Source organism: Botrimarina sp. (genome assembly GCF_040219535.1).
GTDB lineage: Bacteria > Planctomycetota > Planctomycetia > Pirellulales > Lacipirellulaceae > Botrimarina.
Window position 1 is genome coordinate 221,863 of the sequence record NZ_JAVJSH010000016.1, and the last position, 17,075, is coordinate 238,937.

Below are 17,075 nucleotides of genomic sequence, written 5' to 3' on the forward strand. Positions count from 1 at the left end.
CCTAGCCAACGTTCCCGGCCTCGATCGCGCCGGTGCAGCTACTGCCGGCTCCCGCGGTGCAGCCGAAGCAGTGCGGCCCGGTGCGGATGTCTCGGCCGGCGAGTGCGTCCGGGTCGATCTCCCACAGGTAGCGGTCCTCGCGGCCCGGCGTGCGGAGGCCGAGCGCGTAGTTGAAGTCGCAGTCGGACACACGCCCTTGGCTGTCGACGTGGACCTGGCCGCGGCACATCAAGCCATCGACGGTGGCCGGGTTGAACGCGTCGACCAACCGCCGCTCGTACGCTTCCAGCTCGCCCCGCCGCGCGAGGTCCTCGCGCCAGCGGGCGATCGGCATGTTGGCGAGCGTCCACAGCTCGGTGAACTCCAGGTCGTACTCCTCGCGCAGCACGCGCCGGTAGTCCGCCTCGAGCGCCGCCTGCGGCGGCGGCAGCGACGGGCCGACCGGGTTGTACACGAGCGACAGCCGCAATCGCGGGTCGCGGCCGTAGCCGGCGTCGTTCAGCCGACGCAGCCCCGCGATCGAGTCGGGGAACGCACGCACGCCGCGCTGCTTGCGGACGTTCTCCTCCAGGTAGCACGGCAGCGACGCGACCACGTGCACGAGGTGCTCGGCGAAGAAGGCCGGCGCCCAAGCGTAAGGCTCTTCGCCGGCCGCGTCGCGGTACACGAGGATCGTCGGGTTGCAGCGGTTCATGACCCGCTTGCCTAGCGCCCGTGCTCCGCTGACCATCCGCCGGAAAGAGGGGTTCATCTCGGGCGAGCCGCCGGTCAGGTCGACCGTGTCGATGCTGTCGGCGCGGGCGAGCCAATCGAGGAGCCGCTGGGCGGTCTCCGTGGAGAGGTTCTCGTGCGCGGCGGTCCGCTTCGGCGACGAGTCGACGTGACAATGGCGGCAAGCCAGGTTGCACGCCAGGCCGACGTTGACCTGCAGCGTCGTGATCGCCCCGCGCGCGCGGAGCGGCCCGCCGATCCTGTCGGCGAAGCTCGTCGGGAGATTCGAAAGGCTCCCAGGCATCCCGCCCCTGACTGGTGACTGTTGACCGGTGACACGTGACTCGGGACGACCCACAACTGACCACTGACCACTGACCACTGACCACCGACTGACCACGGGCCACTTACCACTGACCACCCGCAAGATCAGCAACACCCGCCGCCCGCGTAGTGCCAGGTCGATTCGCTCACGAGCAAATCGTCGCGGCCCAGCGCGGCGAGGGCGGCGGCGGTCTTGTCGCACACGGCTTGCGGGACGCCCTTGGGCAGGCGGTGGCCCTTGCCGTCGTCGAAGTCGGCGTCGGGGCCGGCGTAGGTGGCGGTCTTGCCGGTGAACACGCAGGGGCCGTCGTCGGGCGTGGGCACGTTGACGGCGACCACGTCGATCGACTCCAGCAGCACGTGGCGCTCCAGGCCGTAGCCCACGCGGTCGAGCACGCGGTACGGGCGCCGCTGGCGGACCTCGAGCTGGCCAAAGCCCGCGTCGGTGATCGCACGGCAGTAGTCGCCGAGCGTCTGGCAGCCCGACAAGCAGGCCGCCCGCAGGCGCTCGTCGTCGCGCAGGTGGTCGGGCAGGGGCTCGGGAGTGATCGGGTCGCTCATCGCCAGGCGGCCGCCCGGCTTGAGCACACGCCGGGCTTCGGCCAAGGCTTGGGCCAGGTGGTCGGACTTGAAGATGTTGAACAGGCAGTTCTGCGCGGCGTAGTCGAACGCGCGGTCGTCGGCCGGCAGGTGGAGGGCGTCGCCGTCGGTGACGACCACGAACGACGGGTCGAACCAGTCGTTGTGCCGCGCGGCCTCCTTTAGGTTCCGCCGAGCGGCGTCGCGCATCTCGGCGACCGGGTCGACCGCGACCACGCCCTCCGGGCGGCGGGTAAAGTAGGCGAGCTCCAGCGCCTCGAGGCCGCCGCCCACGCCGATATAGATCGCCCGCTGGCCCACGCGGAGGTCCTCGGCGCGGACCGACGAGCCGCAGCCGTAGTTCATCGCGTGCATCGCGTCGGGCACGACCAGGCCGGGGAGCGACCGCGGCGGACCGCTCACGCAGCAGAGGTTCTCGGCCGGGGCGGCCGCCGCTTCGCGGTACACGGCCGCGACGGTTTCTAGGTACGACACGACCACTGCCGGACCGGCCGCCGGCCTCCTGGGGGGAACATCGGGATGCTCCAACCGTAGAGCCGAAGCCGCTCGAAGCAAAGGCGCTCGGCGGGCCGCCAGCGTGCGACGCCTTACACCCGGGGCGCGCCGCCCCGCGGGGGGCGTTCAGGCGCTGTGGTGCCGGCGCACGACCTTCCGGCGGGGCCGCCGCGCGTCGGCGCCGCCGGTCCAGCGGTATCCGAACTCGGTGGCGAACCACTCGGCGAACCGCTCGCGGTCGGTGTAGCTGTTGTTGCGGTCGTCGAGCAGGTGGCCCAGCTCGTGGATCAGGATGTTGTTCAGGTAGAAGTCCTTGATCGCCGACTCGGTCCAGATCAGCTGCCACGCGCCGCCGTCGAGCTGCCGCCACCGGCCGCCGTACATCCGGCACTCGTTCTCGACCAGCGGCGAGGGCGCGCGGTCGAAGTACTCGGTGAACGACTCGTCGATCGGGTACAGGTACAGGGCCGGCCCCCACTGCATGCCGTAGCACGGCAGCGACTGCTTCTTGCGGGTCATCCGGCTGAGCTGAACGACTTCCAGGTCGCGGAGGAACCGTGGCGGCAGCTCGGCGAGCCGGTCGCGGATCTCGCGCTCCGTCAGCACGTGGCGGTATCCCTCGCCAGGCTTCTGCTCCACGACACGGAACACGCGGCCGTCTTCGGCCGGCTCGTGCCAGTCTTCGGGCGGGCTGAAAGGCAGCTCGACGTTCTTCGCCATCGCGCCGCGGCGCGACTTGGGGTGCGAAGGGCGGCTCGCACGAGCGCTCACGGTCGAGTTGCGTCGCCGCGTTTGACGCGCCGGCAGGTTACCGTGGTATTCGCGGCGTACAGAGCGAGTCGGCATGGGGATTCGTCGTGCGGCGTTCGATGGATGCAGCGCGGCCGAGCGACGAGTGAGGAATCGAGGTCTCCTTACGACGATCGTCAGCGGCGCGTGCAACGCGTTTGTTGGGACGGTCCGACTTCTCGGGACCGGCGCCTCGTTGAGAGGATTCGCGGCTAACGACCGCGGGGTTCAGCGAGGCTCACTCAATGCTACGCAGCCCGTTTTGGACCGATCAACAAATGCCATAAGTCATTCTTCGAAAGGCACTTAGGCTTGATCTGGAGCGCCAATCCGGCGGCTCGGTTGCGGCCACATGCAACGCTGTCGCGGCGGCGCCCACCAAGCCGGCGCCGGGCGCCTCGGCGTAAGATCAGCAGCGATCGCCGCTTACCATCCGCGTACGGCGAGCCGCTCCCCTGACGGCGCCGCAGGCGCCCGGATGGGGGGTGCGGCAAACAGCATTCGAATCCTTCTGAATCGGGCGACTGTGCCTCCGAACGAACCGGATAAGACCCCTCCACCGAGGGGAGCCGACGCGGCGCCGACGGCCGCCCCGACGCGGTTGACGATCGGCCTGTTCGCCAAGCACTGGACCCCCGGTGCGACTAAAACGCGGCTCGCGGCCCGACTGGGCGATGCGAACGCGGCGGCCGTGTCGCGGCTGTTCTTCGAAGCAACCCTCCAGCGACTGTCGACGCTGGATGCGCCGCTGGCGCTCGCGCGCCGGCTCGCCGTGACGCCTGCCGAGGCGGTCGCGTCGTTCGAAAGCGCGGTCGCCGCCGCGCCGTGCGATTGGGCCGTGACCGCGCAAGCCACCGGCGACCTCGGCGCGCGGATGCGGGGGCTCTTTAGCGCGGTCGACGGGCCGCTGTTGCTGATGGGCTCCGACACGCCGCACTTTCCGATGGCTGCGGTCCAACAAGCGATAAGCCGCATCGCCACGCCCGCCGCCCAGCGGCGTGTCGCGCTCGCGCCGTGCGACGACGGCGGCTACTGGCTGGTCGCGTCGTCCGGCGGTCCGCCGCCGATCTTCGAGGGGATGCCCTGGAGCGAGTCGGACCTCTTCGCAGCGACCGAGCAACGCCTGTTGGACAGCGGTTGGCGGCTGGGAGTCGATTACCACCGGCTGGCGAAGTGGTACGATATCGACGAGCCGCCCGACCTCGTCCGGATGCGTCGGGAACTCGCCGCCGCGCCGGCGCTCGACTCGGCCCTGTCGACGCTGCGTGAGCGGCTCGACGAGCTGCTCGGACCGATCGACTGACCCCGCCGCCCCCTCCCGACGACTGCCGATGCCCGGCGCCAGAACTAGCGACGCCATCGTGATCGGCGGCGGCGCGATCGGCTTGTCGGTCGCGTACGAGCTGGCCACGCGCGGCTTGTCGGTCACGCTCCTCGAACGGGGCGAGATCGGCCGCGAGGCGTCTTGGGCCGGCGCCGGCGTGCTGCCGCCGGCTTCCTGGTACGTCGACCACCCGGCGCTCGACCGCCTGGCGATGACCGCCGCGCCGATGCACGCGGAGTTGTCGCAGCGGCTACGCGAAACGACCGGCGTCGACGACCAGTACGCCGCCTGCGGGGCCGTTTATCAGCTGACCGAGTCGAACGAGGCCCACGTGCTGGGCGTGCTGTCGCGGTGGCGGGAGCTGGGCGTGGCCGTCGGGTCCGGCGGCGCCGACGGGCGCCGCGTCCCGCAGGAGGCACAGGTCCGCAACCCGCGGCGGCTCAAAGCCCTCGCCGCGGGCTGCCGCATGCTCGGAGTCCACTTGGCGCCCGGCGCGGAGGTCACCGGCTTCCGCCGCGCGGGGCCGCGCGTCGCGGAGGTGGTCACGGCCGCCGGCCCGTACGCGGCCGACGCGGTCGTCCTTGCGGCCGGCTGCTGGTCTCCGGCGCTGGGCGAGCAGCTCCGTGTGGCCGCGCCGGGTCGCCCGGTGCGCGGCCAGATGCTGCTGCTCGCGCCACGCGGCGAACCGATCGACGGGATCGTGCACCGCCACCCGTTCTACGCTGTCGCCCGCCGCGATGGATTGGTGCTGGTTGGCGCGACGGTCGAAGAAGCCGGCTTCGACAAGTCGACCACCGAAGAAGGCGTGGCCGCTCTGCGGAGGGCCGCTGGCCAGATCGCGCCGGCGCTGGCCGACGCCCGCGTCGAGGCGGTGTGGGCGGGCCTGCGACCCGCTTCGGCCGACGCGCTCCCGCAGATCGGTCCCGCGCCGGGGATCGACAACGTGTGGATCGCGTCGGGCCACCATCGCAGCGGCTTGCAGCTCTCCCCACCAACCGCCGCGATCATCGCGGCGCTGGTCCTCGGCGAGTCCCCGCCCGCCGCCCACGCCGAGTTCGCGCCGGCGCGGTTCGCCGCTCGTGGCGCCGCGCCGGTGCGGGCAGCCAGTTGATGGTGGCAGGCGGACGGCGATCCCCTGGCGGGATCGGTCGCCTCGCGATCGCTCCGCGCGCCGGTTATAGTGGCCGCCGCTTCGGCGCGCCGATTCCTTGTCGCCCTCTTCTCGAACGAACCTGACGACATGCCCCGCACCACGCCCCGCACCACGCCCCGGCCCCGCGCCCGCTTCGCTTCGCTCCTGGTTTGTTTGGCGGCCTGCCCGGCGATCGCCGAGGTCGAGCTGCCGATGGTCTTCTCGCACCGCATGGTGATGCAACGCGACGCGCCAGCCCCCGTGTGGGGAACGGCTGCGGCGGGCGAGGGGGTGCAAGTGTCGATCGGCGGGCAGCGGCACGAAGCGACCGCCGACGGGTCGGGCCGCTGGCGGGTGACGCTCGACCCGCTTTCGGTCGGCGAGCCGCTCACCCTGCGCGTCAGCGGCGACCAGACCGACGAGCCGGTCGTCGTCCGCGACGTGCTCGTCGGCGACGTTTGGATCTGCTCCGGCCAGTCCAACATGGAGTGGCCCCTGTCGCGCTCGCGCGACGCTGACCTCGCGCGGATGTCCGCCGACCGACCCCAGATCCGCTTGCTAGAAGTCGACCAGCTCGGCTGCCAAGAGCCCCTGGGCGACATCGATCAGGCGTGGAAGGTCTGCTCGCCGGAGGCCGCCGAGTCGTTCTCCGCGGTCGGGTACTTCTTCGGCGTGCAGCTCAACGAGGCGCTCGACGTGCCGATCGGCCTGGTGCGCAACGCTTGGGGCGGGTCGGCCTGTGAGGCTTGGGCGCCGATGGACCGGCTCGAAGGCAACGAGGCGTTCGCCGACTACCTCCGCCAATGGCGCGAGCGCGAGGCCGAGCACGACGAGGCCGCCCTCCGGGCCGACTACGCGGAGCGCCTGGCCGAGTTCTACGAGCGTCGCGACGCCGCGTACGCGGCCGGCGAGCCGCTGCCCGAGCGGCCTTGGGTCAACAACCCGCTGTTCGGCCAGAACCGGCCGGCCAACCTTTACAACGCCCGGGTCCTGCCCCTCGCGCCGATGGCGATCAAAGGCGTCATCTGGTACCAGGGCGAATCGAACGCCGGCCGCCACGCGTCGTACCGCGAGCTGTTCGCCACGACGATCCGCGCCTGGCGCGACGCCTGGGGTCAAGGCGACTTCCCGTTCTACTGGGTCCAGCTGGCCGACTTCCGTGACGAGGCCCGGTCCGCCGCCGAGGCGTCCGACTGGGCCCACCTGCGCGAGGCCCAGTCGCAGGTCGCCGACGACCTGCCAGCGACCGGGCAAGCCGTGATCATCGACCTGGGCGAAGCGAACGACATCCACCCGCAGAACAAACGCGACGTGGGCCTCCGCCTGGCGCGGCTCGCGCTGGCCGATACTTACGGCAAGGGCCTCGAGGGCCGCAGCCCGCGGTTCGATTCGCTCGAGACCGACGGCACCGCGGCCGTCGCCGTGTTCCGGCGCGTCGCCGGCAAGCTCTGCACGTTCGACGGCGTCGCGCCGCGCGGCTTCGCGATCGCCGGCGAGGACAAGCGCTTCTACCCGGCCGAGGCCGAGACCATCGACAAGAACCGGATCAAGCTCACCTCGCCGGAGGTCGACCGGCCGGTCGCCGTCCGCTACGGCTGGGCGAACAACCCGCGGGTGAACGTGTACGACTCGCAGTGGCTGCCGCTAACGCCGTTCCGCACCGACGACTGGTCGGACGAAGAAGTCACGTACTGAAACGGCGCCGCTTCCGCTCTCTCGGCGGGCCGACCGACACGCAGCCGCTCGGCCACACCCCACCCTTAGGCGAAGCAGCCGGGCGAAGCAGCCGCGGGGCTTGGGCGGCGCCTCGTCGCAGGCCGGCGTGGCCGCAGTTCGATCAGCCTGGGCCCGATCACGCCCGGCTGCGCGGGCCGGGAGCACCCGAGCACCCCCGACTGCGCAACCCACGCGGCCCGAACGGGCTTTTCACGAGGCCGCATCTTGCGCACGATGCCCCCCATCGCCAGCCGCCGATAGCGCGCGGCGGCGCCTCGTCGTGGCCCTTCTCTCGCACCCGGAGCACGCTGTGAAGTCCCGCTCGGCCCTCTTCACCAGCGCCCTGATCGCCGCGCTGGGAGGCTTCTTGTTTGGCTTCGACACGGCGGTGATCTCCGGCGTCGAGCAGCGGGTGCAGTCGCTGTGGGAGCTGGGCGACCTGGTGCACGGCCTGGCCCTCAGCGCGGCGCTGTGGGGCACGGTGCTCGGCTCGGTCATCGGATCGTTCCCGACCGACAGGTTCGGCCGCAAGCCGACGCTGATGGGCGTGGGGCTGTTGTACTTCGTGTCGGCCGTGTGGTCGGGCCTCGCTTGGGACGAGTACTCGTTCATGATCGCCCGCTTCCTCGGCGGCGTGGGGGTGGGCGTGTCGACCGTCGCGGCGCCGCTCTATATCGCCGAGATCGCGCCGCCGCGGCTGCGTGGCCGGCTCACGGGCTTGTACCAGTTCAACATCGTGCTGGGCATCCTCATCGCGTACCTGTCCAACGCCGCGCTGCGGCCCCTGGGCGACGACGCGTGGCGGTGGATGCTCGGCGTGGAGGGCCTGCCCGCGCTGCTGTACACGCTCGCCTGCTTCGCCATCCCCGAGAGCCCGCGGTGGCTGATCGCCGTGCGGGGCGACCGCGACGCGGCCGCGCGGGTGCTGGAGCGTGTCGGCGGCGCCGAAACGGAGCAAGAAGCGAGCGACAAGCTCGACGCGATCGCCGCGGCCGCCGAGGCCGAGTCGCACAGCCACAACCTCTGGAACGCGGGCCTCGGCAAGCCGATCCTGCTCGCCTTCCTGATCGCGTTGTTCAACCAGCTCTCGGGCATCAACGCGGTGCTCTACTTCGCGCCGCGGATCTTCGAGCTGACCGGCCTGGGGTCGCAGGCGGCCTTCTTGCAGTCGACCGGGCTGGGGCTGGTGAACCTCGTGTTCACGCTGGTCGGCCTCGCGCTGATCGACAAGCTCGGCCGCCGCACGCTGCTGTACGTGGGCAGCGTGGGGTACATCGTGTCGCTGGGGCTGTGCAGCTGGGCGTTTGCGACCGAGAACTTCGCCATCGTGCCGCCGTGCCTGTTCGCGTTCATCGCGGCCCACGCGGTCGGGCAGGGGGCGGTGATCTGGGTGTTCATCTCGGAGATCTTCCCGAACCGCCACCGCGCGGCCGGCGCGTCGCTCGGGTCGGCCACGCACTGGGTCGCGGCCGCGGTGTTGACGCTCGTCTTCCCGAAGATGGTGACCCTGTTCGCCCCGTCGGCCGTGTTCGGCTTCTTCGCCGCGATGATGGTGCTGCAACTGCTCTGGGTCTGGCGGATGGTCCCCGAGACGAAGGACGTGCCGCTCGAGGAGCTGCAGCGCGAGCTCGGCATCGCGTAACAGCACTCGCGTCGGCCTCCGGATCCGTCGATCGGACCAAAAATCGAGCGCGCGAGCCGCGACCGTCAGGGAGCGACCGGGCGGCTCATCGACCTGGTTGGTCGCTCCCTTACGGTCGCGGCTCGGCCAAGCGACTAACCCGTCGAGGCTGTCCCCGTCGAGGCTGTCGCTGGCGCGCGGTTTGCAACCACGGTCCGGGGTTGCGCGAGCGATGCGCTCGGAACCGTAAACCTATCCGCACCCCAAGGGAGCGATCGATGTACCACCACGTGAAAAAGCTGATGTTCGAGGTTAACGTCGGCGAAGCCGACCCGCGCTTCGGCAAGATGCTGCTCGAACAGTTCGGCGGTGAGAACGGCGAACTGGCCGCCGCGATGCAGTACTCCGTGCAGGGGATGAACTGCGAGGACCCGGCCCGCCGCGACCTGTTGATGGATATCGGCACCGAAGAGCTGAGCCACCTCGAGGTGATCGGCGCGCTGGCGCGCATGCACCTGAAGCCGCTCCGCGAGTCGGACGAGGCCGCGATGGCCGACCCGCTGATCGCGTTGGTGGGCGGCGGCGGCGTGGGCCTGCACAACTCGCAGGGCGCCGCGTGGACGGCCGACTACGTGTCGGTCTCCGGGCAGCTCGAGGTCGACCTCCGCAACAACATGGCCGCCGAGGCCGGCGCGAAGATCGTCTACGAGCGGCTGCTCAAATACACCGACGACGCCGGCAGCCGCGACGCGCTGAAGTTCCTCATGGCCCGCGAGATCGCCCACCTCAAGGCGTTCGGCCGCGCGCTAGAGAGCATGGACAAGGGCCCGCTCGAGATCGGCGACCTGCCAGCCGACGAGGAGTACGTCACCCCGTACTACAACGACTCCACCGGCGACGGCGACGCCGGCCAAGACTCCGAAGGCCCGTGGAACACGGCCGACGACGTCGAGGTCGTCGAGAACCCGGCCTTCAGCGGCATGGCCGTGAGCTGACGCCCGCCGAGCGTTGACCGGTCAGAGACAACCAAAGCCGGCAGCCACCGCGAGTGGCTGCCGGCCTTTTTTCTAATGTCGCTTCAACGAACAGCCACACACCGAACCGAGACCGTCAGGGAGCGACCAAGGGGGCTTGCGAGTCGCCCGGTCGCTCCCTGACGGACGCAGCTCGGCTCGTAGCAGTTTACTGGGGTCGCTGAACTGCGGCGAATTGCTGGTTTCGATTCGCTTCGATTCGTTCCATTCGTGGGCAGCTCGTGAACCCTCTCGCCGCGCCGCTACGCGGCTTTCCGCGCTTGGCCCACGTAGTGGCTGCCGATCACGGCCGGCAAGGGGCTGAGCACGAAGCGCTCGTGGTCGACGAACTCGAAGCCGCTTTGCTCGATGAGCCCGATCGGGTCGCGGTTGAGGTTGCAGCCGAGCATCAGCCGGCGCCAGAGGCCATTGACCGCGTGCTGCGTTGTGCGGGCCGCCGAGCCGGACGCGGCGCCGTGCTCGCACAGCAGCAGCCGGCCTTCCGGCTTGAGCACCCGACGGAGCTCCGATAGGACCGCGGCCGGGTCGGCGACCGTGCAGAGCGTGTAGGTGATCACCGCGCAGTCGGCCGAGGAGTCGTCGAGGGGCATCGCGTCGGCCGAGCCCTCGATCACTTCCACAGCGAACGGCGCCGCGGCCACCCGCTCGCGGCCCAGCTTCAGCATCGACAGGTCCGGCTCCACGCCGATCACCCGCTCGACCGCTTGGCCGTCGTAGTGCGGCAGGTTCAGCCCCGAGCCGATGCCGATCTCGAGCACCGTGCCGGAGGCTTGCGACACGACGCGCTTGCGTTGCTCGGTGATCGGGGCGGACGAGCAGATGTGGTGCACCAGCCGCGGCGCCACGTGTCGGTTGTACATGCCTGGGGTCCGGTAGGAGTGGATCGGTTACGGCGGGGGGACAACCCGCCGAGCGTAGCGGTTCGCCGCGCGTTGCGGGACCACGCAAAACGCGCAGGGGGCCCGGCTGATGTGCGGACGGCGCGGAACCGTTATTCGATTCGCGCACGTTCGCCCTGTCGTCGGCCGCCCTGTCCTTGGCCGCCCTGTCCGCGGGCGATCGCCGACGAGAGTCGGTAGTGGCCTCGTCGCGGCGCCGGCCGAATCGGAGTCGCGCGGCCAAAACACGAAGGAGCCCCACCACGCCGCGGCATAATGCGGGGTTTCTTGCTGGCGAGGGGGCGCGGATAAGTTGTCAGGCGGTTTGCCGCGTAACGAATCAGAACCCGTTGCGACGCCTGCACTTAGGCCCGGAAATGGCCGTTTAAGCGTGACACACGCATCGAAACGGGCGTGTCGCGTTTCGAATCAAAAGGAAGCGAGCGCCGGTCGCGTCTGGCCGGGGTCAGTACCGCAGCGGCGGCGGCACGGACGGCGCCGCGCCCAGGCGCGTGCCGCTGGGGCCGGTTGTGAGCGTCGCGGCCGAGCCGGCCGCCGACTGGAGCGTGGCGACCCGCGCGGCCACCTGCGGTTGGAAGCGGTTCACGGCCAGCGACCGCTGGTAGTTCTGCAGCGCCTGCATGTGGTCGCCGGCCTCGTCGCGCAACCGGCCGAGGGCGGCCAGGGCGCGGGCGTTGTTGGGGTCGATCGTGATGGCTTGCACGAGCTGGGTCTCGGCCTCTTCGGGCCGCTGGCTCTCTTCGAGCAGGCGGGCGATCTCGATCTTGGGGTCGGGGTTTTGGGGGCTGGCGATGGCCCAGTTGTTCAGCAGGCGGAACGCGGCGTCGCGGCGATCGGTCTCGTTCAAGAGCACGGCCAGGCCGCGGTAGCACTCCGCGTGGTTGGGGGAGCGGTCAAGGGCCTGGTTGTAGAGGTCCTCGGCTTGGCGGAGGTCGTCGGGGCGGTTGTGCCGCACGCCGGACTGGTGCAGGGCCGCGGCCAGGTTGTAGTAGCCGTCGCCCAGGTCGGGCCGCTTGGCGATGGCCTCTTGGAACTTCTGGGCCGCCTGCGGGTAGGCGCCCTGGCGGTAGAGGGCGACCCCTTCGGCGTTGAGGGTTTGGTTTTGGACCGAGTTGCAACCCGCGAGCCCGGCCGCGAGGCAGGCGCACAAACGGGTGGCGTGGGTCATCAAACGGCTAGACATTCCGGCCTCGCCTGGCGGGAGCGCAGGGTCGTGCGGGTTCTTAGGGTCGGGCGGGGGACCGTAGCAACGGCCGGCGCGGGCCGCAAGGCAAGGTGCGTGGCGCGAGCGGAACAGCAGATGCGGCCGAAAAGACCGCCCCACCGCGCACGACCCCGCAGACGGGAAATCTTCGCTGGCCGCTACGCCTTGCCACGGGGCGGGGTCGATGCTTGCACGTGTCGCCCCCCCCATCCGCCAGGTCGGCGAGCCGAAACGGTCCCTTCCGGAAGCCCCGCCGCCCCTGGCCCCGCCGAGGAGTCCCCCGCCTGTGGCCCAGACCAAGACCCCGACCAAGAAGACCGCGAAGAAGCCCGCCGCCGCGAAGGCCGGCAAGAGCCCCAGCCGCAGCGCGGCCACGAAAGCGGGCAAGGCGTCGAACGCCAAGTCCGCCAAGGCGAAGGCCACGAAGAAGCCCGCCGCGAAGGCCGCCGCGGGGAAGCCGGCCAAGCGCCGCTCGGCGGGCGAAGAGCTGGTCACGATCGACCGCCGCGCGGGCGCCGACCGCCGGGAGGAATCGGCCGCCGAGTCCGAAGCGCCGAAGCTGGAGCGACGGGAGAAGGTCAACCGCCGCCGGCAGATCGACCCGACCACTTGCGAACGCGACTACAGCGACCAGGAGGTCGAGTTCATGAACGCGATGGACGAGTACAAGCGTCGCAGCGGCCGGATGTTCCCGACGTGCAGCGAGGTCCTCGAGGTGATCCGCGACCTGGGCTACGTGCGGCTCACGCCGGCCGAGGCCGCGATGATCAGCGCCGAACGGGGCGACACGGCCGCCGAGCCCACGCTAGAAGACTCCGCCCAGCAAGACGCCGAGCAGGCGCTGGCCGAGTCGGAGGCCCTCCGGGCGGACTGAGCCCCGGGCTTCAGCCGCCACCCAACGCGCTTGATCCGGCGACGCGGCCGGCCGTTTATCGGTCGGCCGCTTCGCTGATCAGGTCGCGCAGCTCGTCGGGCGAGGCGTCGCGGATCCGCTTGCCGCGTTGGTCGAGCCGCTCGGTGACCTTGATCATGGTCTCCTGCATCTGCGCGTGGGTCTCTTCGGACCCGCCGGCGAGCAAGAAGTCTTTGCCGCGGGTCAGCCGCTTGTGCCCGTCGGCGTTGTCGAGGCCGATCCCCAACACGCCGGCGACGGGGGCTTTCTTCCGTTTCGGCGTGTCCATCGGGGACGCTCTCTGGCTCCGGGGTCGCTCGTCGGGGCAGCTTGCGGCGGCTCAGCGGCGGCGGGACATCTCTCGGAGGACCTGCTCGGCCGCCTCGCGGCTGTCTTTCGCCTGCGGCGCCGAGGGGCGGAAGGGGAGCTTGCCGGGCTTCTTCTTGCCCTTCTTGTCTGGGGTCCCGTCGTCGTCGGCCGTTTCGCTGGGCTCGCCGTCGGCGGGCTCGCCGTCGCCGGCGTCTTGGACCTCGGCCGTGTCGGCGGTGTCGTCGACCACTTGGCGGGTCTCGTCGGTCCGCATGCTCATGGTCTCGCCCAGGTTGGGCGCTCGGCCGGCCGGTTCGGGCGGGCTGAGCAGCCAGTCGCTGATCGAGGCCTCGAAGTTGTCTTGGTCGGCCGAGGAGGAAGCCTTTCGCTGCACGGCCTCGGCCGCGTCGGCGATTTTGGGGGCCTTGGCCTTCTTGAGCTCGCCCTCCGCGTCGTAGCGGAACTCGAGCGGCCCGATCCGCAGGCGGTCGCCGTTGGACAGCGTGTAGGCGCCCTCGACCTTCTCGTCGTTGACGTAGGTCCCGTTCCTGCTGCCCAGGTCCTCAACGGTCACGCCGGAGTCGGTCACCTTGAGCTCGCAGTGCTTTCGGCTGATCGCCTCGCTGCCGGCACGCAGGGCGCACTCCTTCGATCGTCCGATGATGAACGACGATTTCTTGATCGGCACAGCCGTCCCGGCTTTGGCGCCGGCGAGCACGGTTAGCTTCATGTTCCTCTTTCCTACGCCTTGTTGGGGCTGGGCTGCTCACGCACCAGAGAAGAACGCCAGCGGGGGCGTCGTGGTGGGAGCGCTTAGGAGTTGTTCCGGGTCCGCGATGCGGCCTGCGTCGCGGGTTGAGGGTTGGATATTGGCCTCGGGGTTGGGGGAAGAGCCCGTCGTGGGTTCTGCCCGTGGTTGGGCGCCGGCCGTCGCCGACGTTTTTAGCTCGGTTGTTCTACGCTCTCAGGACGCATTCGGTCGCGGAATTCGGGATGCCGAAGCGCTGCCATCGACCGTTGAGCCACCGTGCAAATCGATCGCTTTCCGACCTTCGGCTGCGCAGCTGTCAATGTAAGCCAAACGGCAGTCGGGCGCCTCTGCCCGGTTGGAAATTCGAAAGGGGCGTTCGATCCGCCTCACCGCTTGCGGAGCCACGTGGCGGAGGTGTGGTGAGAGTCGATCAAGCTGCGGATAGCCGCTTGCTCCGAAGCGGTTAGCTGGCTCGATCGACCAGCGAGTCCGAGTTGCTCCTGTAGCTGGCGGGTGAGGCTGCCGGCGAGCCGATCGACCGACGCGTCGGTGACACCCAGTTCGCTCAACCCGGGCAACTCTGGCGCCATCACCGATTGCTGGACCAGCACGCTGCCGTGCTGCAGCAGGGCGCCGCGGAGTTTCCGCTGGGCTGAGCCGCCAACCTTGTATCGGCCCGCAACCCCCGGGCTATTCACGCCCCCGGGCGGGGGGCCTTGGACGAGCAGGTCGCCGTCGCTGCGGCGGAGGAAGCAGAGGAACGGCTCGTCGGACCGCCCAGTGGTCCGGTCGGGGTCGCACAGCGTGAGCCGGCTCACCTCGCCGCCGAGCTGGCCGACCGCCGCGATCACCGCCCGGTGGGCCTTGCAGTACAGCGCGCGGTGGTCGCGGGCGAGGGCCGAATCGGTCGGCAGGCACAGCGAGTAGGTCAGCTCGTGGTCGTGCACGATCGCCCCGCCGCCGGTGCGCCGACGCACGCAGGGGAGCGACCGGCTCGGCTCGTGGCGGTCGCGATCGGAGTAACTCTGGAAGTAGCCGAGCGAGAGCGTGGGCTCGCTCCACTGGTAGAGCCGCAGCGTGGGCCGGCCCCCCTCGGCGACGCTCTGAAGCAGCGCGTCGTCGACCGCCATGTTCCACGCGCCGGGGGCCGGCGGGTCGATGATCAGGCGGCAGTCGAGCGGCATGGGGAGTCACGCAAAGGCGCGAAGTCGCCAAACATCGGCTAAGCGACTTCCTTTGCGCCTTTGCGGCTTTGCGTGAGAAATCTGATCACCCGCAGTGACACAGCGTCGGGTTCCGTGCGGCGTTCACCTCGTCCGGGCGGCTGATGGCCGTCGTGTGGGGCGCCTCGTGGAGCAGCTCGGCGGGCTCTTCGGTGATGCGGAAGAGGGTCTCGGCGAACAGGTCGAGGGTCTCCTTGCTCTCGGTCTCGGTCGGCTCGCACATGAGGGCCTCCGGCACGGTCTGCGGGAAGTAGACCGTCGGGGCGTGCACTCCGTAGTCGAGCAGCCGCTTGGCGATGTCCATCGCGGTGACGCCGCGGTCGGCCTTGAGCTTCTTCGCCGAGGCGACGAACTCGTGCATGCAGCGGTCCCCCTGCGGCACGGGCAGGAAGTGCTTCACCCGGCTGAGCAAGTAGTTCGCGTTGAGCACCGCCTGCTCGCTCACACGCCGCAGGCCGTCGGGGCCGTGGGTGCGGATATAGCAGTAGGCCCGGACCAGCACGCCCGTGTTGCCGAAGAACGAGCGGACGCGGCCGATGGACTTCTCTGAGGAGTAGTCCAAGTAGTATTGCGGGTCGCGGACTGCGGATTGCGGGTTGTCGTCGGCTGACCGCTTGGCGACGACCGGCGCGGGCAGGTACGGCCGCAGCATCTCGGCCACGCAGATCGGCCCCGCGCCGGGGCCGCCGCCGCCGTGGGGGCCGCTGAAGGTCTTGTGGGGGTTGTAGTGCTGCATGTCGGCGCCCCGGCCCTCGCCAGTAGAAGACCAGTCTCCCGGGCGGGTGATGCCGAGGATGGCGTTCATGTTGGCCCCGTCGAGGTACACGAGCCCGCCACGGGCGTGGACCTCGTCGCAGATCGTGCCGATCTCCGGCTCGAAGACACCGACCGTGTTCGGGTTGGTGATCATGAACACGGCGATGTCGTCCGAGAGCTTCGCGCGGAAGTCGTCCATGTCGACGGCCCCCGACGTGAGCGTCTTGACGGTGACCGCCTCGAAGCCGGCCATGATCGCGCTGGCCGGGTTGGTGCCGTGGGCGCTGTCGGGCACCAGGACCTTTCGGCGGTGGGCCTGGCCCTGGTCCTTGAAGTAAGCGGCGGCGACCCACAGCGCGGTCAGCTCGCCGTGCGCGCCGGCCGCGGGCTGCAGGCTGCACGCTGGCAGGCCGGAGATCTCGCAGAGGTACTGCTGCATCTCGTACAGCAGCTCGAGCATGCCCTGGATCGATTCCTCGGGCTGGTACGGGTGCAGGTCGACGATGCCTGGGAGCGACGCGGCCCGCTCGTTCCGCTTCGGGTTGTGCTTCATCGTGCACGACCCGAGGGGGTAGAAGTGGGTGTCGACCGACATGTTCTGCGTCGACAGGTTCGTGAAGTGCCGCACGACCTGCGGCTCGGCCAGCTGGGGCATGTCCGGCGCGCGCTCGGCGAGCACGCTCGGCGGGAGGAGCTCGTCGACGGGCCGCTCGGGCACGTCGAGTTCCGGCAGGCGGAGCGCGCGGCGGCCCGGCTTGGTGAGGTCGAACAGGAGCTGGGTGCTGTGGGTGTTTCGCATAAGGGTCACCGCGGAGTCGCGGAGGGGGCTAGCTTAGCTTGACGACGACGCCGAGCGACTTTTCGCTCGTGCCGTGGAGGTAGTTCTTTAGCTCTTTAAAGGCGCCGTTTTCAGCGGCGAGCGCGCTTAGGTGGCGGTCGAGTTCTGCGACTTCATTCGGGTAGACGGCGCGCTCGTCGCCGTAGCCGTGCGTGCTGCCTTCGATCGCCTTACCGCCGGTGAGCAGCGGGGCCAGGCTTTCGTTGGTTTGCACGTCGAGGCCCCCGTCGAGCCGCAGCACCTCGCCCGATCGATCGAGCTCCGGCGGCGCCTCGGGGAGCTCCATCGGCGGGGTGTAGCCGCCCAGGCGGCGGGCGATGAACTTGACCCAGCCGGGCTGCTTTGGTGGCTTGTAGTCGGGGTCCATCCAGAAAACGACCGCCAGCTCGGGCCGCTCAAGCAGCAGATTGAGCGTCGCCGCGGGGGCTTGCTTGAGCGACAGTTGAGGACTGCTCAT

General features: G+C 70.1%; 16 protein-coding genes. 6 read left to right on the forward strand and 10 right to left on the reverse strand.

Going from position 1 to position 17,075, the window contains the following annotated elements:
- Position 1: 1 nt before the first annotated feature.
- The 3 genes from arsS to RIC11_RS08815 all read right to left on the reverse strand — a co-directional run bounded on the left by arsS (position 2) and on the right by RIC11_RS08815 (position 2,901).
- Complete coding sequence (arsS, locus tag RIC11_RS08805) at positions 2 to 1,015, reverse strand: arsenosugar biosynthesis radical SAM (seleno)protein ArsS (protein ID WP_350210375.1); 1,014 nt, start codon at positions 1,013 to 1,015, stop codon at positions 2 to 4.
- A gap of 125 nt (positions 1,016 to 1,140) precedes the next feature.
- Positions 1,141 to 2,109, reverse strand: coding sequence for an arsenosugar biosynthesis arsenite methyltransferase ArsM (arsM, locus tag RIC11_RS08810; RefSeq protein WP_350210377.1), 969 nt, complete (start codon positions 2,107 to 2,109; stop codon positions 1,141 to 1,143).
- Between the two features lie 147 nt (positions 2,110 to 2,256).
- Positions 2,257 to 2,901: an ImmA/IrrE family metallo-endopeptidase gene (locus tag RIC11_RS08815; RefSeq protein WP_350210379.1), complete on the reverse strand. Its 645-nt coding sequence runs from the start codon at positions 2,899 to 2,901 to the stop codon at positions 2,257 to 2,259.
- 544 nt (positions 2,902 to 3,445) lie between these two features.
- Here RIC11_RS08815 and RIC11_RS08820 point away from each other — a divergent pair.
- The 5 genes from RIC11_RS08820 to RIC11_RS08840 all read left to right on the forward strand — a co-directional run bounded on the left by RIC11_RS08820 (position 3,446) and on the right by RIC11_RS08840 (position 9,707).
- On the forward strand, positions 3,446 to 4,222 hold the full coding sequence (locus RIC11_RS08820) for a TIGR04282 family arsenosugar biosynthesis glycosyltransferase (RefSeq protein ID WP_350210381.1): 777 nt from the start codon (positions 3,446 to 3,448) through the stop codon (positions 4,220 to 4,222).
- A 28-nt stretch (positions 4,223 to 4,250) separates the two neighbouring features.
- A complete protein-coding gene (locus tag RIC11_RS08825) occupies positions 4,251 to 5,354 on the forward strand; it encodes an NAD(P)/FAD-dependent oxidoreductase (RefSeq protein WP_350210383.1) in 1,104 nt (367 codons plus the stop codon).
- Between the two features lie 129 nt (positions 5,355 to 5,483).
- A complete protein-coding gene (locus tag RIC11_RS08830; RefSeq protein WP_350210385.1) occupies positions 5,484 to 7,070 on the forward strand; it encodes a sialate O-acetylesterase in 1,587 nt (528 codons plus the stop codon).
- A 301-nt stretch (positions 7,071 to 7,371) separates the two neighbouring features.
- Positions 7,372 to 8,733 (forward strand): sugar porter family MFS transporter, encoded by a 1,362-nt coding sequence (locus RIC11_RS08835; protein WP_350210386.1) that lies wholly within the window; start codon positions 7,372 to 7,374, stop codon positions 8,731 to 8,733.
- 257 nt (positions 8,734 to 8,990) lie between these two features.
- Positions 8,991 to 9,707, forward strand: a complete 717-nt coding sequence (locus RIC11_RS08840; RefSeq protein WP_350210388.1) for a manganese catalase family protein — start codon at positions 8,991 to 8,993, stop codon at positions 9,705 to 9,707.
- A 281-nt stretch (positions 9,708 to 9,988) separates the two neighbouring features.
- On the opposite strand, the gene RIC11_RS08845 is transcribed toward RIC11_RS08840, so the two are convergent.
- The gene (locus RIC11_RS08845; RefSeq protein ID WP_350210390.1) at positions 9,989 to 10,606 is read right to left on the reverse strand and encodes a class I SAM-dependent methyltransferase; all 618 of its coding nucleotides are present in this window, start codon (positions 10,604 to 10,606) and stop codon (positions 9,989 to 9,991) included.
- Between the two features lie 484 nt (positions 10,607 to 11,090).
- Positions 11,091 to 11,828: a tetratricopeptide repeat protein gene (locus RIC11_RS08850; protein ID WP_350210392.1), complete on the reverse strand. Its 738-nt coding sequence runs from the start codon at positions 11,826 to 11,828 to the stop codon at positions 11,091 to 11,093.
- A gap of 307 nt (positions 11,829 to 12,135) precedes the next feature.
- On the opposite strand from RIC11_RS08850, the gene RIC11_RS08855 reads away from it, so the two are divergent.
- A complete protein-coding gene (locus RIC11_RS08855) occupies positions 12,136 to 12,723 on the forward strand; it encodes a hypothetical protein (RefSeq protein ID WP_350210394.1) in 588 nt (195 codons plus the stop codon).
- Positions 12,724 to 12,778: 55 nt separating this feature from the next.
- Here RIC11_RS08855 and RIC11_RS08860 read toward each other — a convergent pair whose 3' ends face one another.
- From RIC11_RS08860 to RIC11_RS08880, 5 genes are all read right to left on the reverse strand, one after another.
- Positions 12,779 to 13,030: a hypothetical protein gene (locus RIC11_RS08860; protein WP_350210396.1), complete on the reverse strand. Its 252-nt coding sequence runs from the start codon at positions 13,028 to 13,030 to the stop codon at positions 12,779 to 12,781.
- A 51-nt stretch (positions 13,031 to 13,081) separates the two neighbouring features.
- Entirely contained in the window at positions 13,082 to 13,780 is a 699-nt protein-coding gene (locus tag RIC11_RS08865; RefSeq protein ID WP_350210398.1) for an FHA domain-containing protein, read from the reverse strand.
- Between the two features lie 407 nt (positions 13,781 to 14,187).
- Complete coding sequence (locus RIC11_RS08870; protein WP_350210400.1) at positions 14,188 to 14,985, reverse strand: lipoate--protein ligase family protein; 798 nt, start codon at positions 14,983 to 14,985, stop codon at positions 14,188 to 14,190.
- Between the two features lie 85 nt (positions 14,986 to 15,070).
- Positions 15,071 to 16,579 carry an aminomethyl-transferring glycine dehydrogenase subunit GcvPB gene (gene gcvPB, locus RIC11_RS08875; RefSeq protein ID WP_350210402.1) on the reverse strand — a complete coding sequence of 503 codons (1,509 nt, stop codon included), beginning with the start codon at positions 16,577 to 16,579 and terminating at the stop codon, positions 15,071 to 15,073.
- A gap of 28 nt (positions 16,580 to 16,607) precedes the next feature.
- Positions 16,608 to 17,075, reverse strand: coding sequence for a hypothetical protein (locus RIC11_RS08880; protein ID WP_350210404.1), 468 nt, complete (start codon positions 17,073 to 17,075; stop codon positions 16,608 to 16,610).

Excerpts from the sequence above, each read along its gene's own strand:
- arsS (WP_350210375.1), bottom strand. The coding sequence starts at position 1,015 with ATGCCTGGGAGCCTTTCGAATCTCCCGACGAGCTTCGCCGACAGGATC.
- RIC11_RS08825 (WP_350210383.1), top strand. The coding sequence starts at position 4,251 with ATGCCCGGCGCCAGAACTAGCGACGCCATCGTGATCGGCGGCGGCGCG.
- RIC11_RS08830 (WP_350210385.1), top strand. The coding sequence starts at position 5,484 with ATGCCCCGCACCACGCCCCGCACCACGCCCCGGCCCCGCGCCCGCTTC.
- RIC11_RS08840 (WP_350210388.1), top strand. The coding sequence starts at position 8,991 with ATGTACCACCACGTGAAAAAGCTGATGTTCGAGGTTAACGTCGGCGAA.
- RIC11_RS08845 (WP_350210390.1), bottom strand. The coding sequence starts at position 10,606 with ATGTACAACCGACACGTGGCGCCGCGGCTGGTGCACCACATCTGCTCG.
- RIC11_RS08850 (WP_350210392.1), bottom strand. The coding sequence starts at position 11,828 with ATGTCTAGCCGTTTGATGACCCACGCCACCCGTTTGTGCGCCTGCCTC.
- RIC11_RS08860 (WP_350210396.1), bottom strand. The coding sequence starts at position 13,030 with ATGGACACGCCGAAACGGAAGAAAGCCCCCGTCGCCGGCGTGTTGGGG.
- RIC11_RS08865 (WP_350210398.1), bottom strand. The coding sequence starts at position 13,780 with ATGAAGCTAACCGTGCTCGCCGGCGCCAAAGCCGGGACGGCTGTGCCG.
- RIC11_RS08870 (WP_350210400.1), bottom strand. The coding sequence starts at position 14,985 with ATGCCGCTCGACTGCCGCCTGATCATCGACCCGCCGGCCCCCGGCGCG.
- gcvPB (WP_350210402.1), bottom strand. The coding sequence starts at position 16,579 with ATGCGAAACACCCACAGCACCCAGCTCCTGTTCGACCTCACCAAGCCG.
- RIC11_RS08880 (WP_350210404.1), bottom strand. The coding sequence starts at position 17,075 with ATGAGCAGTCCTCAACTGTCGCTCAAGCAAGCCCCCGCGGCGACGCTC.